Annotated in this window: 15 protein-coding genes, 1 tRNA gene and 1 pseudogene; 10 read left to right on the top strand and 7 right to left on the bottom strand. The window is 36.5% G+C overall.

The window, feature by feature from the left end:
- Nucleotides 1-48 precede the first annotated feature (48 nt).
- On the bottom strand, nt 49-891 hold the full coding sequence (locus NSS71_RS20040; protein WP_341151977.1) for an SDR family NAD(P)-dependent oxidoreductase: 843 nt from the start codon (nt 889-891) through the stop codon (nt 49-51).
- 131 nt (nt 892-1,022) lie between these two features.
- On the opposite strand from NSS71_RS20040, the gene NSS71_RS20035 reads away from it, so the two are divergent.
- Entirely contained in the window at nt 1,023-1,382 is a 360-nt protein-coding gene (locus NSS71_RS20035) for a MerR family transcriptional regulator (RefSeq protein WP_047942863.1), read from the top strand.
- A 178-nt stretch (nt 1,383-1,560) separates the two neighbouring features.
- Here NSS71_RS20035 and NSS71_RS20030 read toward each other — a convergent pair whose 3' ends face one another.
- Nucleotides 1,561-1,944 (bottom strand): RidA family protein, encoded by a 384-nt coding sequence (locus NSS71_RS20030; RefSeq protein ID WP_047942862.1) that lies wholly within the window; start codon nt 1,942-1,944, stop codon nt 1,561-1,563.
- A 105-nt stretch (nt 1,945-2,049) separates the two neighbouring features.
- Here NSS71_RS20030 and NSS71_RS20025 point away from each other — a divergent pair, with 105 nt between their 5' ends.
- Nucleotides 2,050-2,388, top strand: a complete 339-nt coding sequence (locus NSS71_RS20025; RefSeq protein ID WP_095258673.1) for a winged helix-turn-helix transcriptional regulator — start codon at nt 2,050-2,052, stop codon at nt 2,386-2,388.
- Nucleotides 2,389-2,787: 399 nt separating this feature from the next.
- On the opposite strand, the gene NSS71_RS20020 is transcribed toward NSS71_RS20025, so the two are convergent.
- Both NSS71_RS20020 and NSS71_RS20015 read right to left on the bottom strand, forming a co-directional pair.
- Entirely contained in the window at nt 2,788-3,276 is a 489-nt protein-coding gene (locus NSS71_RS20020) for a DedA family protein (protein ID WP_095322991.1), read from the bottom strand.
- 216 nt (nt 3,277-3,492) lie between these two features.
- A complete protein-coding gene (locus tag NSS71_RS20015) occupies nt 3,493-3,753 on the bottom strand; it encodes a hypothetical protein (RefSeq protein WP_095320150.1) in 261 nt (86 codons plus the stop codon).
- Between the two features lie 196 nt (nt 3,754-3,949).
- Here NSS71_RS20015 and NSS71_RS20010 point away from each other — a divergent pair, with 196 nt between their 5' ends.
- From NSS71_RS20010 to NSS71_RS20000, 3 genes are all read left to right on the top strand, one after another.
- Nucleotides 3,950-4,249, top strand: a complete 300-nt coding sequence (locus NSS71_RS20010) for a phasin family protein (protein WP_047942858.1) — start codon at nt 3,950-3,952, stop codon at nt 4,247-4,249.
- A 13-nt stretch (nt 4,250-4,262) separates the two neighbouring features.
- Nucleotides 4,263-5,921, top strand: coding sequence for an ABC1 kinase family protein (locus NSS71_RS20005; protein WP_336045199.1), 1,659 nt, complete (start codon nt 4,263-4,265; stop codon nt 5,919-5,921).
- A 215-nt stretch (nt 5,922-6,136) separates the two neighbouring features.
- Nucleotides 6,137-6,712, top strand: a complete 576-nt coding sequence (locus NSS71_RS20000; protein ID WP_047942856.1) for a nucleotidyltransferase family protein — start codon at nt 6,137-6,139, stop codon at nt 6,710-6,712.
- Nucleotides 6,713-6,755: 43 nt separating this feature from the next.
- Here the strand turns inward: NSS71_RS20000 and NSS71_RS19995 are convergent.
- A pseudogene (locus NSS71_RS19995) lies at nt 6,756-7,101 on the bottom strand (IS1595 family transposase); the annotation flags it as partial.
- Between the two features lie 217 nt (nt 7,102-7,318).
- Here NSS71_RS19995 and NSS71_RS19990 point away from each other — a divergent pair.
- Both NSS71_RS19990 and NSS71_RS19985 read left to right on the top strand, forming a co-directional pair.
- Entirely contained in the window at nt 7,319-8,461 is a 1,143-nt protein-coding gene (locus NSS71_RS19990) for a zinc-dependent alcohol dehydrogenase (protein WP_047942855.1), read from the top strand.
- 170 nt (nt 8,462-8,631) lie between these two features.
- Nucleotides 8,632-9,054: a NusG domain II-containing protein gene (locus NSS71_RS19985; protein ID WP_047942854.1), complete on the top strand. Its 423-nt coding sequence runs from the start codon at nt 8,632-8,634 to the stop codon at nt 9,052-9,054.
- A gap of 244 nt (nt 9,055-9,298) precedes the next feature.
- On the opposite strand, the gene NSS71_RS19980 is transcribed toward NSS71_RS19985, so the two are convergent.
- Nucleotides 9,299-10,087, bottom strand: coding sequence for a formate/nitrite transporter family protein (locus NSS71_RS19980; RefSeq protein WP_047942853.1), 789 nt, complete (start codon nt 10,085-10,087; stop codon nt 9,299-9,301).
- 404 nt (nt 10,088-10,491) lie between these two features.
- Between NSS71_RS19980 and NSS71_RS19975 the strand changes: the two genes are divergently transcribed.
- On the top strand, nt 10,492-11,979 hold the full coding sequence (locus tag NSS71_RS19975; RefSeq protein WP_047942852.1) for an MFS transporter: 1,488 nt from the start codon (nt 10,492-10,494) through the stop codon (nt 11,977-11,979).
- A gap of 417 nt (nt 11,980-12,396) precedes the next feature.
- Nucleotides 12,397-12,470, top strand: a tRNA-Gly gene (locus NSS71_RS19970).
- Nucleotides 12,471-12,587: 117 nt separating this feature from the next.
- Here NSS71_RS19970 and NSS71_RS19965 read toward each other — a convergent pair.
- Nucleotides 12,588-13,253, bottom strand: coding sequence for a B3/B4 domain-containing protein (locus tag NSS71_RS19965; protein ID WP_047942850.1), 666 nt, complete (start codon nt 13,251-13,253; stop codon nt 12,588-12,590).
- A 92-nt stretch (nt 13,254-13,345) separates the two neighbouring features.
- On the opposite strand from NSS71_RS19965, the gene queG reads away from it, so the two are divergent.
- The gene (gene queG, locus NSS71_RS19960) at nt 13,346-14,479 is read left to right on the top strand and encodes a tRNA epoxyqueuosine(34) reductase QueG (RefSeq protein WP_047942849.1); all 1,134 of its coding nucleotides are present in this window, start codon (nt 13,346-13,348) and stop codon (nt 14,477-14,479) included.
- Nucleotides 14,480-14,619: the final 140 nt, after the last annotated feature.

The raw sequence follows: 14,619 nt of genomic DNA, 5'->3' as shown, positions 1-14,619 counted from the left end.
GCAGGAAAAAAGGCTGTCAAGAGAGTTTTGGCAGCCTCCTTGTTTTTTTCAAAGTGATAAATATTCCTTTTCATATACATATTGCACTTGCAGTAAAACTTGGGCTGCGTGCTGTTTAAATTTGAATTCCACAGGCTTTCCTTTTCTAAAATATAGCCCAGCTTCATGCGGAGATTTTTCTAATCCAGCAAACAACCGACCTGCCCCCACACTAGGATGTGGACCAAATAAATGGATGAATGGTTGTATAATTAGTGGCAGCCCGCCATTTCTCCCTTTGCGCATTGTATTGTTATTGCCTGGATCTATACTGATAATTGTCACACCCTCTCGCTTTAATTCTTGCGCAAAAGCATGCGTCCACAAAGTAATTGCCAACTTCGTCGATGCATAGGGACCAATCAATTTCTGAAATTTAGGCGGGTTTGCCAATTCCTCTGGTATGAAAGATTTTTTAAATTTAAATGCATCTGAACTAGTTTGTATAACAATAGCAGGCTTTCCTTTTTTTAAAAGATCAAGTAGTTCCATCGTAATGATAAAGGGAACCACAGTCTGAATTTCGTAATGCAGTTCACGCCCTTGTGGGGAAAAGACGAGCTTCGAGAAACTGCCTCCTGCATTATTGAAGAGAGCATCAAGCTTTGTTTCTTTCTCTTTTATTAGCTTCAAAGCAGACTTTAATTGCCTAAAATCAGCTATATCAGCATGATAAACTCGGATTTCTCCTGCGCGGATTTTTTGCTGCAGCATTTGCTCTTCTTTTGGAAATTCAGAGCGAATTAAAGCTGCAACTGCCCACCCATTCTCGATTAATTTCTTAGTCAGCTCAAGACCTATTCCGCTGTTCGCCCCCGTAACAAGAGCTGTTTTTCTTTCTGCTATAATCATTTTATTACCTCCTATTGGTGATGAAGGAAGTATAGAATATGGAGTTAACTCCATGTCAATAAAAAGAATTCTCCTTGACCTGGAGTTAACTCCATATCTTATAATGACTTTATAAGAAGGAGGACGAACGAATGTATACCATTAAACAGGTAAGTACTCTTACTAGACTAAGTATTGATACAATCAGATATTATGAAAAAATTGGTTTGCTTCCCAACATTAAACGGCTGCCGAATAAGCATCGAGTCTTTACGCAAGCTGATATGGATAGGCTTCAAATGATCACTTGTATGAAAAAGGCAAATCTTAGTTTAGAAGAAGTGAAATTATATCTTGGTATTGCGGAAACAAGTAAGATGACCCCTGAAATGATAGCAGGTATGCTTCAGCAAAAGGAAAAAGTAAAAAATCAGATGGCCCAATTACAGACCGTTTTGGATTTTATCGATGAAAAGTTAGCAGAAGGAACATGGTTAAAAAGAAAAGTATAAAAAAGAATGTCATTCTTTTAAGGATATTTCTTAAATCAAACAGATTTTGATTTATCACAACTAAAGTGGAAGGTAAGTGACATTAGTAATAGGAAATTTAAAATAACTATGCCCCTGTAATGATATTTCAATCAATATCATTACAAGGTACATTATTTATTTTGAAATTGTAACTTACTCAATCAGAGTGTGCGACAGCCTTGACTTCAATCAACTGCTCCGGAAACGCCAGGTAAGTTACACCGATGAGGCTGCCGGCTGGTCTGTGTTTTTCCAGGTATTCTTTGAACAGACTGATGACTGGTTCAGTGTGCTCCTGCGGATTTGTTAGAAAGATTTCCACATAAGCGAGGTTGGACTTCGTAATACCAAATTCATTCAAAACTCGATCAAGGTTTTCTAATGTTTGGCGAGTTTGTGCCTCAATATTATCCTTGCCAACGAACATACCATCCTTATCGTGCGAAAATTGACCTGAAATGTAGATAGTACCGTTGACACTATATCCTTGGGTAATACCGTGGTCCCATAGGTTGTGATTGTAGGTTTTAATAGTAGTCATTTTTTTCTCTCCTTTATCTCGAATTAAGGTAAGTATAAAATGAATATAAAGAAAAAAATAGTACGCACTATTTAGATAGCTACTATCAGAAAGGAAAGTGTCAATATGAGTATGGCTGATTATAAAGAAAAGGGTAATATCCAAGAGACGCCTTTTGGATATACACTGTCAGTTGTTGGAGGTAAATGGAAAATGCTAATTCTGTATCTCCTTTCAGAAAGTCAACCTGTTCGCTTTAATGATATGAAAAGAAGAATAGGAACAATTACCTTTAAAACATTAAGTTCACAGCTTAAAGATTTAGAAGCAGATGGGATGGTTATACGAAAGGAATATCCTCAAATCCCTCCTAAAGTGGAATACAGTCTAACACATAAAGCAGAATCGATCCTGCCTATTTTAGAACAGTTATGTGAATGGGGAGAAAAAAACCGCAATATTTAACTTCTTTTGGCAGGATAATCAGAACTCATTTGAATCAGAATGAGCTAAATTTAGTCTCTTGTATTAGAAAACAGAAAACAGTTACCTAACTGGTAGCTGTTTTCTTAGTGTGCGGGCATGTTCACTAGCGAGACGGTGAAAGTTCTTTATTATTCGTACTCTATAGAAATATGGTGTTCATTCGATGGATGAAAGCTAGATTTCGCATTACTCCAGGAAAAAATGGCGTGCATTCTAAGGATAAAGTCCCTTTTAACTTTACTCCAGCTTATGTAGTCGAGCTGGATTTCCGCCACTACTTTCATCATAGTCTTGATTATTTAGGCTGAAATAAACTATTAGCAAGCTAGAAGGTACAGTATTTGAGCTGGAATTTCCCCTTAAAAAGAGTGTTCCCATTTAAAATGGAAGCACTCCCATGTAGTAACCAATAATATTAAAAAGTAAACACCAAAGAAAAGAACCGATTGCAGCAAATAACATATATTTTGATAGATTCATACCAGAAATGCCTGAAAAGTAAGACGTTAATCTTCTGACACCTGGGATGAAATTAGCAATGACTATTGTCCAAGGGCCATATTTATCAAACCAATTTTCCACGCGTTCTAATTTGCTAGGGGTGAGCTTGATCCATTTTCCGTGGGTAAGCAGAAAGGGTTTGCCAATTTTCTTGCCTAATGTGTAATTGATAACCATGGCACTAAGGGCACCAATAAAGCAAATGATATCTGCAGCTAGAAAATTCATTATGGAAATGGAAGAAAGATAGCCTACAAAGGTTAGTAATGCTTCATCGGGAACAGGAATGCCTAAACCGCTTAATGCAAAAAGCGCAAAAATGGCAATGTAACCGAATTGGGAAATGAAATGTATGGATGTACTCATCTATATTACTCCGTTCTTTATTTCTCGTTAACTAGCTAATTAATGACTGTAAAAGATTTATTTATCTTTTGAAAGAAATCCACAGTATATAGTAGTTAAGTAAAATGTGCCTATTCCATGACAAAATAGTCAAGAAATAATGCGACTTTCCTATCATACAGCGAAATAAAGAAAAATGGGAGTGAGAAGTTCTAAGAAGTTAATTTTAAGATCATTTTATGAAGAGTTGCTAACGATGTAAAAAATAAAAATGCAAACAAGAATCAATGATTGTGTCCAGATTACTTTTTGGCTGAGTCCCGCTCTTTTTTCTAGGAAAAAGATATAACCGTTTATGAGAGCAAACCCTAGAATAAGAGTAGGTACAGAAAAGGAGTGCTCGGAGGACAAGAGGGCATTGGCAATAACCAGAGAGATAATCAGCATGCCGATGGAACCCCAGACTAGTTCGATATACAGACTTCTTTTATTCTCCATAATTTTGACACCTCCTTATGAAAAAGTCACCATTATTTACATTATTAAGCATATCATAAGTATGTTGGTACAAAGAAAGAAATTACACTCGAATGATTTGACTTTGAGTCATATTTGCATTACTTTAATGACAAATAGAAAAGTAGTCAATGGGAAAATGAAGCATGCTAGAAAAATATAAGGAGGTTTTTTGAGGATGAGAACAACAATTGAAAAAGCACTTTCCTTAGGTTTAGGTTTAGCGATTGCAGGTAAAGAACAAGTAGAAAAAACAGTTGAAGAATTAGTGAAAAAAGGAGAGGTAAGCAAAAATGAATCAAAAGATTTAATCAATCATTTGATTCAAAAGGGAGAGGAAATGAAAGGTCAGCTTGAAGCAGTAGCAAAAGAAAAGGTAAATGCTGCTTATGGAGAATTAAAGCTGGCTACTTTAGAGGATGTAAAGAAATTAGAAAAAAGAATAGAGGCATTAGAAAGAAAAAATCTCGACGAATAAAGTAGGTTTGTAAATGGGTGTAAGTAAACGTATTAGACAGATGAAAAGATATCGCAAAATAACGTCTATTCTCGCTCGTAACGGAATAGGCTTTTTTTCCAATAAGATCGGATTGGAGGAGAAGTTTTTCTTTCATAAAGAACATCCTCCTAAAAGCACTGGAAGACGTATCCGCTTAATACTCGAAGAACTTGGAACTACTTTTATTAAACTTGGGCAGATTGCCAGTACCCGTCCTGACTTAATTCCGCCAGAAATAATTAATGAATTAAAAGAACTGCAAGACCAAGTACCTCCCTTTACATATGGAGAAGCCGTTCAGATTTTAGAAGAAGAATTAGGTGATTCTGTCGATCATCTGTTCAAACATTTTTCTGAAACTCCATTGGCGGCAGCATCCATTGGGCAAGTGCATAAAGCAATCCTTAAAGACGGGACGCAGGTTGCTGTCAAAATACAACGTCCTAATATTCATGCTATCATCGAAACAGACTTAGAAATTATCGCCGATTTGGCCCGAATCGCGGAGAATACATGGGGTTGGGCAAAGCAGTATGGCCTTCGCGAAATTGTTGATGAACTTGCAAAAGGTCTGCTGATTGAATTAGACTATGGAATCGAAGCCAGAAATATGGAGCGTTTTCTAGAGCAGAATAAATCGATAGGATATGTTGTCATCCCGTCAGTTTACTGGGATTATTCCACAAAAAAGGTATTGACGATGGATTATATAGAGGGAATAAAGCTATCTGACCATAAGCGATTAGATGAAGCTGGAATTGATCGCGAACTGCTTGCAGAAAGATTAGCCTATACGATTTTCTATCAAATTCTAGAGGTTGGTCATTTTCATGCCGATCCTCATCCGGGAAATGTACTTGCCCTACAGGATGGGCGCATCGTTTTATTAGATTTTGGGATGGTAGGCCAGCTTTCTTCTTATACGAAAAAGAGTTTTGCTTCCTTCGTTGTGGCTCTTCGTAATAAAAGCACGAAAGGAATCATTCGCGCGATTTCTGATTTAGGCATGATTCCCGAAAATGTTGATATAAAAAAATTAACAGCTGATGTGGAAGAGTTACGCGATAAATATTATAATATTCCGCTGAAAGACGTAAGTGTGGGTGAAGCAATTAATGATTTATTTATCATTGCCTTCCGTCATAACATAAGAATTCCTTCCGAATTAACCCTTTTAGGAAAGGCGCTTATGACGATGGAGGGAGTTGTTGTAGCACTTGATCCTACTTTTAGTGTATTTGATGTGGCGGAGCCATTTGGAAGAAAGCTATTTCTTGATAAGCTCAAGCCGTGGAAAATAGTGAAAAATATAGTAGAGGAAATACCAGAATACTTTGCTTCATTAAAAGATATTCCGATTACCGCCAAACAGTTAATGGGAATTCTTCGTAAGGGAAAAGTGCAGGTGGAATTTACCTCCCCACAGTTAGATTTATTAATCAAAAAAATTGATCGATTCAGTAATCAAATCGCGTTTAGTATTGTGCTGCTGGCATTGAGTATCGTGATGGTCGGTCTCATTATTGGCGTTGCACTTAGCGGAGTACAAACCGTTCTCTGGAAATTTCCAATCATTGAAATTGGCTTTTCAATCGCCATGTTGATGGTTGCTTGGCTTATTTACTCGATTTTTCGGTCAGGCAGGTTTTAGAATAAGGAGAATGAAAAGTGTCAAAAACTCTCTATTCGAGTTTTTGACACTTTTTTTGGTCACGCCTTTGTATGGTCTTTTCGTAAACATTGTTGCTTTTTTAGATATTAAGGGTTAAATGTGTTTAAAAAACTTATGGAATATTATCCCTTCCCGCTTTGTTGTGTTAGAATAAGAATGTATGTTCGATTGTGAAAAAGGGGGATAACTTTAAGATGTTAAAGAATAGAGAAGATATAATAAAGCTAATCCAAAGCGATGAAAAAATGATGGAGATTATAAAGGTTGCGAGTTCATTGAATTTGCCTGATTGGTGGATATGTGCTGGATTTGTACGTTCAAAAATCTGGGACACATTGCACGGGTTTAAGGAAAGAACTGAGACTCCAGACGTAGATGTTATTTATTTTGATAACGCAAAAATTGATGAGAATTTTGAAAAGAAATTAGAGAATAAGTTGAAAAGTATAATGCCTAATATACCTTGGTCTGTTAAAAATGAAGCAAGAATGCACGTCATTAATAATCTTCCTCCTTATTCTTCTTCGGAAGATGCTATTTCAAAGTTTCCAGAAACTGCAACTGCTCTCGGAGTAAAGATAGACAAGGATAATAAACTGGTTCTTACTTCTCCTTGTGGAACTGATGATGTCATTAATTTAGAACTGAAACCGACTCCCTATTTTATTGAAATAAAAGAACTTGCTGCAATTTACGAGGAGCGAATTATAAAAAAGAATTGGAAGGCTATTTGGCATAAAATTAAAGTCCAACACATATTAAAAAACTAATTAGGAAATATGCCGTTTCATTTTATAAAATGGCTTTTTTATACCTAAGGTGGTGGATACCTTTTTTAACATATCCTTCTTTCCTAAGATTAATAGGCTCGTGTTTCAATGTCTTTATCAGAGCGAATTTCTTATAGGTTGTAGTATCAGCGCATAGCAAAGAAGCTGGTTCACTATCATTCCCTATAACCGCATCTATTTCTTCCGCTCGCACTCGGCCTTGATTATAACCTGCAACTACGGTTCTGAACTACCACAACAGCAATTTTAAGGTTACTAGTCTGTCTCTTCCCCCACATTTCTTTGTTTTTCTGTCTAAGGCTTACATCCTTTTAAAGACTCGTTAAAAAGGGTTCATCACTTTCCAGCATTCCTTTCAAAATTTGAAATCTTTGGGGTGTGTAGCTATATCAAGTGAATTAGTATATTTTTCCAATTTTACCCTAACCGTCACCGTCAAATCTAGTCTTTTATCGGCAGTTACGCCTAAAATTAACCGCACTTCGAATCTATTCCTGCAGTAAATAACGGAAATATTTGGATGTTTGTAGCTTCTTCTTGAAATGGTATAGATAAACAATCAACTAAAACAGGAGGAGTTTGCTGATGAAGGCTGTTACATTTCAAGGAACGAAAGATGTACAAGTAAAGGAAGTGGAAAATGCGAAGCTTAAAAAAAAGGATGATATCGTCGTTCGCATTACCTCCACGGCTATTTGTGGATCTGATTTACATATTTATCAGGGGGCATTGCCGGCTGAAAAAGACTATGTCATAGGACATGAACCTATGGGAATTGTGGAAGAAGTAGGGCCTGAAGTAACAAGAGTAAAAAAAGGAGATCGTGTTGTACTACCATTTAACATTGCTTGCGGACATTGTTACTATTGCGAGCATGATATGGAAAGCCAATGTGATAATGCTAATTCCAATAAGGACATTGCAGATACGGGAGCATATTTTGGCTTTACAGAACGGTATGGAGATTATCAAGGGGGACAAGCAGAATTGTTACGAGTTCCATACGGGAATTTTGTTCCTTTTGTTATCCCGGAGTCCTGTGAATTAGAGGATGAAGCCTTGTTATTTATGTCCGACGTCCTTCCAACGGCATATTGGAGTGTCGAAAATTCAGGCGTAAAAGAGGGCGATACGGTCGTCGTTTTAGGTTGTGGACCTGTTGGATTAATGACTCAAAAATTTGCTTGGATGAAGGGGGCAAAGCGCGTTATAGCAGTTGATAATATTCCATATCGCTTAAACCACGCTCAAAAAATGAACCAAGTGGAAATTGTTAATTTTGATAATCATGGAGATACAGGCAACTATATAAAGGAACTGACTTCTGGTGGAGCCGATGTAGTAATCGATTGTGTAGGCATGGACGGAAAGAAAACACCTATGGAAGCAATTGGTCAAAAGTTGAAGATTCAGGGCGGAACAATCAGTGCTATCGAAATTGGTATGAATGCTGTTCGTAAGTTTGGTACCATGCATTTAACAGGTGTTTATGGATCTAAATATAATATGTTCCCATTAGGAAATATTTTTGAACGAAATATTACAGTTAAAACAGGACAAGCACCAGTAATACACTATATGCCCATGTTATTTGATTGGATTACTACAGGAAAAATTGATCCAACGGAAATTATTACACATCGCATTGCATTAGATGATGCGAGCAATGCTTATCAAATGTTTAATGATCACCAGGATGAAGTAATTAAAGTTGTCCTTAAACCTTAATTGTTCGAAAAAGCCATCGAAGGAAGATGATCGATGGCTTTTCACTTCTTTATCAACCCCTTCCGAACATATGGCAATTTATCGACTATTTGACGCTATCCATATGTTTCTACTATCTAACCCTTTATAATAAAAGTGTAAACCAGCTAACACAGAGAGGGACGTTTTCGATGAGAAAATACTCCAAGATGATTAAGCCTTTTGATATTATTATGGTTGTTCTCCTCTTAATCATTTCATTTGTCCCAATGGTCGTATTTGCGATGCACCAAGGGAAGGAAGAAGAAGGGAATAAAGTCATGGCAGTCATTACACAGGACGGGAAAGTCATTCGTGAAGTAGAACTAACAGGTCATACAGAAAATGAACAATTTATGATAAAAGGAAAAGGAAAACAATATAATTTAATCGAAGTGGAAAATGAACAAATCAGAATTAAAGAAGATAATAGTCCAGACCAAATTGGCGTCAAAATGGGATGGAAAGGCATACCTGGTCAAACAATTATATGTCTGCCCCATAAAGTTTTAATCGAAATAGTAGCAGACAAACCGGAAAAGGCAGAGGAGGATGGATTGATTTTGTCGCATTAGTTAATTGTTTTGTGTGGAAAGCGGTGTTCAATCACCGCTTTCTTTTGTTTTTGTGGTGTTTGTGGTTTGGCTGAAAAAGGGTGAATTTTGGCTGATAAAGAATGGAGTTTGGCTGATATCCGCAAAATTAGCCTTTAATATATTTCCTTACAGCAAATAAAAAAAGGAATTGGTCCAAAAATATTAAAAAACCGATTCCGCACTCTGATACTCATGGAGAATCGGCTCTTTTTAATAAAAATGTTTATTTTTCGTCGTCTTCCATAAAAGGCTTATTAACGTAATAATACATAACCCCCATAAAACCAACCCCGCCAATTAAATTCCCTATTGTTACGGGCACTAAGTTGCGAATAATGGCTGGGATAGTGACAGCTGGATTTTGATCTAAAACATAAGAAATAGAGAATGTTGCCATATTGGCAATGCTGTGTTCATAGCCTGAGATGAAAAAACAGAAAACGAATAAAATCATTACCGTTATTTTAGCAATATCTTCTTTTAAAGCCATAGGGATAAAGAATGCTAAACAAACAAGCCAGTTACATAAAATTCCTCGAAAGAAAAGTTCACTTATGGGTGCCTGCAATTTAGTTTCTGCAGCGTGAAGTAAAAAGTCATTGACACTAGGTGACTTAAACAGCCCGGTTAATAAAATGAAAACAGCAAAGAAAATTGCTCCGACTATATTTCCTGCATAGCTAGTTCCCCAAACTTTAAAGACATCGGTCCACTTGATTTTTTTTCTTAATGCAGCATAAGTATAGTAAAAGGTGTTTCCTGTAAATAAATCTCCGCCACCATAGGCGATAAGAATAATAGCTGCGCCGAAGACTAATGCTGCCATAGGATAGGCAAAAGGAGATTCTACTGCATAGAAGAAATTCCCTGTCTTAAATGCAACAATTACTCCAAATCCAATAAACATGCTGGCGACAACGGCACGCATAAAAAAGCGAAACTTACTGCGTTTATAAATTTTTAATTTTTTTAAGGCTAATTTTTCTACTTCATAAAGAGATGCGCCTTCCATATTCCTAATCCTCCTGAAAAAAGGTTATCTTTGATTAACACTGTAGTAATGTTTCTTACTCTATTATTATCATGTTGATTTCATAAGAGGTCAATGAAATTATGTGAAAAAAATCACAATAATAATGTATATTCGAAATTTGTTCACATTTCTACCAAAAGTTAACGATCTTATTATAGTTCCCGAAATACTAAATTAAAAATATACATAAAATATGCAAGATTTTTCTGAAAATACTGTTAATATAAGATGATTCATGTATCGGAAAATAGAATAAAACGCGTAATATCAGCTTGGAATAATTTGTCGAAGAATTCATGTTATATTTTCTTACAAATGTATAGACTTTATATTTATTCAATCATAAAATAGAAGATGGAAACTAACAAGGGAGTGAAGAGCTCATGACTTCAGCATATCGCATTTCAATGCTTGTAAACGATCAGCCGGGAGTTCTGGCTCGTATATCCAGTTTATTTGGAACGCATCATGTTAATATTGAAGATATCAAAACGAAAAAATATAAACGAGAAGCAAAGACGAGAATACAAATTTCTAGTTCGGCAGAGGAGAAGCAAGTACAAAACCTTATCCTAGGATTACAGGGATTAATGGATGTTGTAGAGGTAGATGCAGATGCCATTCATCAATCTGCTTTTCAGCAACGACTGCTTCAACGTACAAATACTATTCAGACCCTAAGAGAGCAAAAAACACTAAGCAAGAAAGTATCTTACTGGCTAGTTGCCTGCAGCTTGTTCTTAACATTATTCGGTACGAATATTCCTGCCTCCCTTTATTCTCTTTACCGTGTAGAATGGGGACTTACACCGGGAATGATTACCCTTGTATTTGCTATTTATGCTTTTACGGTTATTCCAGCAATTGTGATTGCGGGGCAATTATCCGATCAGATTGGAAAAAAGAAAGTACTTATCCCGGGAATTTTCTTTTCCCTTATAGGAACATTTTGCTTCACCATAGCGAATGGTCTGGGAATGCTGCTTATTGGTCGCTTATTCCAAGGATTATCTGTTGGAATTTTAAATGGGGTAGCAGTAGCTGCTTTAACGGAGCTTGATGAGAATAAAAATACAAAAAAGACTGCGTTAATATGTGCTCTTGCTGTTACCCTTGGGAATGCGTTCGGCCCCATTCTCTCCGGATTACTTGGTGATTTTGCTCCAATTCCATTGAGATTATCTTATTATGTACATTTATTATTTATCATTCCCTGCTTTATCTTCCTATTTTTCTTAAATGAAAATATTAGACCAGGTTTAAAGCCTGTTCAATTGAAGAAGCCATTTGTTCCAAAAGAGATAATGAAACCATTCTTACTAGCATCTTTTACTTCTTTTGTGGCATGGTCGATTATTAGTATGTTTATGTCGTTAATTCCATCTAATCTGTCTAGCTTTACAACTGTAAGTAGTTTAACGATATCAGGCGTAGTTGTAGCACTTGGATTAATCGCCGCTGCTTTTAATCAAATTTTATTAAAACAATTATCACTAATGAAATTAATGACAATTGGATATGTGTTCCTTGCATTGGGTCTTATCCTTCTAGTTATTACGATTGATACGAAATCACTGACCTTATTGTTGATTTCTGCTGTATTGATTGGCGGGGGAAATGGACCAGCTTATGCAGGAAGTCTAGCACTAGTTAATGAAGTAGCTCCAAGTAAAACGAAAGGGAATATTGTATCTACTTTCTTTGTCATTACTTATCTTGGTGTGAGCCTGCCAGTTATTGGTCTTGGCTATTTATCTCAGTCTTTTGGGGTAGCTGGGGCTGTAACGACTTATGTACTCATTATGGGAGCACTGTTAGTAGGAATTGCAGGCTTTGCGTGGAAAGAGGGAAAATCCATTTTTCCTAAATGAGATGTTGTAAATTAAAAGGCCGGATTTACTTATAAAAAGTAAACTGGTCTTTTTTCAACCCTGCCAACTAAAAGTAAAAGAATTGTAAAGAAATAAAAAAGTATTAATAATTATCTCGATATTGAATAGAATGTTGATGTAGAAGATTTGGCGAGGGAATCTACCTATGACATATCATAGAAACGAATTGGAAGGCCCCGAGACAGAGACGATCTAGGAGCCTAGCTTGAAGGTTTGAATAAATAAGTAGATTCCCTTAACCAATGAAAACTTTAAGCAGTAGAATCATGTAAGAAAAAGAGGCTGAAGAAAAATTAAAAAATTTGTCGAAAAGAGGTTGCTTTTTTTACATGATGATTATATAATAAAAAACATGTTAAGGACATGTTAAAAAACAGTAAAGAAAACTTAATAAATGCGGGTGTAGTTTAATGGTAAAACCTCAGCCTTCCAAGCTGATGTCGTGGGTTCGATTCCCATCACCCGCTCCATACATAGCTCACAACGCAGTGTTTCGTTTCATTAAGAACGAAGCATTGCGTTTTTTATATTTTACGAAAAAAATAGTTGGAAGAAGCGTTCTATAAAAAGCTCTTCTTCCAACCATATTATTCCACAATAGAAAATGAGGCCTCTCCTCCATGAACTTGTACAAACATTTTTAGTAGAGATTCTACCATTTGTTTGGCTTTTTCATTTGCAATAGAGGGTGGGAGATAAATAATCTGAATGGCATTTTTCGTAGATGATTGGACAGGGGCTCTGTCTGAATCGACAAAGGGGCTGCCAAATGGACCAAGTTCATCTTCTGATACAATCAAATTTTCAATGGAATTTATTCTTCCATTAAGGCCAGCGTATTGTTCGCCTTCTTTTCCGATACGTATGTTTATTTTTCCTTGAAGATTGGCACAATCATAAATACCGATCGGAATACCGTATTGAAGGGAAAAGAAGTTATTAATATCAATACTACTATTAATTGGTTCTAAGTAATTCTGTTTTTTGATGCGTCTCAGCAGGCTTTCGGCTGAATGGCGATAACGATTTGGATCTTTGCCTGTCTTTTTAAAGATTTCCCGCCATTCTTTTATAGAAGGGATATCCGTTACATTACTATCTTCTAAATCAAAAAAAATAGACTCTTGAAAAAGTCGCATCCGCCCTTTAATCATTTGCGGCGTGTCCATTACTTGCATACCTTGGTAATAAATGTAGCCAATCTTAAAATTGGGTATCCGTTCTTTAATCTCTTTTGCGATTGAAATATCCAATATATACACCTCCAATATAATAGTTGTCTATGTTATTCTATATTTTAGCGTAATCTTTATAAAAAACCAATGAAAAGGAAGGAGGGGGTCCTATGGATTACCGTGAATTCAAGAAAGATATCATTGCATATAGTAAAACGATCGGAATCGATAAAATAGGCTTTACAAGTGCGAGCACCTTTGAAGAAATGAAAGTACGACTAATAACCCAACAGGAGTTAAACTATCAATCTGGTTTTGAAGAAAAGGATATTGATAAGCGGGTAAATCCCTCCCTTCTATTACATCAGCCAAAGTCCATTATTTCGATTGCATTAGCTTATCCTTCTAAAATGAAGGAAAGAGTAGTCAGCAAAAAAGGGGAGCGCAGAGGGATTTTTTGTCGTGCTTCCTGGGGAACAGATTATCATGTTGTCTTAAAAGATCGCTTGCAGAAGCTTGAAGATTATATAAAAGAACGAATTCCAGATGCTTTGTGTAAGTCAATGGTCGATACCGGAGAATTGGTAGACCGAGCAGTTGCCCAGCGAGCGGGAATTGGTTGGTCTGGAAAAAACTGTGCAATCATTACTCCTGAATTTGGTTCGTATGTTTACTTAGGGGAGATGATTACCAATCTTCCAATCGAGCCTGATACACCGATGGAGGATCAATGTGGAACTTGTAATAAATGCATTGATGTATGTCCAACAGGTGCTCTTGTTCAAGGTGGCCAATTAAATGCACAAAGATGTATAGCGTTTCAAACACAGACAAAGGGCTTTTTAGCGGAAGAATTTAGAGAAAAGCTTGGAAATCGAATTTATGGCTGTGATACATGTCAAACGGTTTGTCCGAAAAATAAGGGCATTGATTTTCATAATCATCCAGAAATGGAACCAGACCCTGAAATAGCAAAACCATTGCTTCAACCACTTCTTTTTATCAGTAATAAAGAATTTAAAGAAAAATATGGTCATATTTCTGGTTCATGGCGTGGGAAGAAGCCGATCCAGCGTAATGCGATTATTGCACTTGCTCATTTTAAAGAAGAAGGAGCAATCAGTGATTTAATTACAGTCATGAAAAAAGATCCAAGACCAGTAATAAGAGGAACAGCCGCTTGGGCACTTGGGAAAATTGGCGGCGATGAATCAAAGACAGCCCTAGAATTAGCAAGACAACAAGAAGCCGATCACGAAGTATTAAAAGAAATGGATGATGCATTACAGCGGTTGGCAAAATAATTAATAGGAATGAACGCTGAAATTTTTCGGAGCAAGAGGAAAAGAGGCGTTCATCAGTTGGATGAAAGCCGAAATCCCGTGGAGGAAGAGAAAAAGAGGCGTTCATCAGTTGGATGAAAGCCGAAATCCCGTGGAGCAAG

The sequence above is a fragment of the Niallia sp. FSL W8-0951 genome (genome assembly GCF_038006525.1).
Classification (GTDB): domain Bacteria; phylum Bacillota; class Bacilli; order Bacillales; family Cytobacillaceae; genus Niallia; species Niallia circulans.
Note: the sequence above shows the minus strand (reverse complement) of the source record. Positions and strands in the feature narration are given on the sequence as shown.

What these genes read in the sequence shown, in the direction of transcription:
- NSS71_RS20040 (WP_341151977.1), bottom strand. Translation starts at nt 891, where the DNA reads ATGATTATAGCAGAAAGAAAAACAGCTCTTGTTACGGGGGCGAACAGC.
- NSS71_RS20035 (WP_047942863.1), top strand. Translation starts at nt 1,023, where the DNA reads ATGTATACCATTAAACAGGTAAGTACTCTTACTAGACTAAGTATTGAT.
- NSS71_RS20030 (WP_047942862.1), bottom strand. Translation starts at nt 1,944, where the DNA reads ATGACTACTATTAAAACCTACAATCACAACCTATGGGACCACGGTATT.
- NSS71_RS20025 (WP_095258673.1), top strand. Translation starts at nt 2,050, where the DNA reads ATGAGTATGGCTGATTATAAAGAAAAGGGTAATATCCAAGAGACGCCT.
- NSS71_RS20020 (WP_095322991.1), bottom strand. Translation starts at nt 3,276, where the DNA reads ATGAGTACATCCATACATTTCATTTCCCAATTCGGTTACATTGCCATT.
- NSS71_RS20015 (WP_095320150.1), bottom strand. Translation starts at nt 3,753, where the DNA reads ATGGAGAATAAAAGAAGTCTGTATATCGAACTAGTCTGGGGTTCCATC.
- NSS71_RS20010 (WP_047942858.1), top strand. Translation starts at nt 3,950, where the DNA reads ATGAGAACAACAATTGAAAAAGCACTTTCCTTAGGTTTAGGTTTAGCG.
- NSS71_RS20005 (WP_336045199.1), top strand. Translation starts at nt 4,263, where the DNA reads ATGGGTGTAAGTAAACGTATTAGACAGATGAAAAGATATCGCAAAATA.
- NSS71_RS20000 (WP_047942856.1), top strand. Translation starts at nt 6,137, where the DNA reads ATGTTAAAGAATAGAGAAGATATAATAAAGCTAATCCAAAGCGATGAA.
- NSS71_RS19990 (WP_047942855.1), top strand. Translation starts at nt 7,319, where the DNA reads ATGAAGGCTGTTACATTTCAAGGAACGAAAGATGTACAAGTAAAGGAA.
- NSS71_RS19985 (WP_047942854.1), top strand. Translation starts at nt 8,632, where the DNA reads ATGAGAAAATACTCCAAGATGATTAAGCCTTTTGATATTATTATGGTT.
- NSS71_RS19980 (WP_047942853.1), bottom strand. Translation starts at nt 10,087, where the DNA reads ATGGAAGGCGCATCTCTTTATGAAGTAGAAAAATTAGCCTTAAAAAAA.
- NSS71_RS19975 (WP_047942852.1), top strand. Translation starts at nt 10,492, where the DNA reads ATGACTTCAGCATATCGCATTTCAATGCTTGTAAACGATCAGCCGGGA.
- queG (WP_047942849.1), top strand. Translation starts at nt 13,346, where the DNA reads ATGGATTACCGTGAATTCAAGAAAGATATCATTGCATATAGTAAAACG.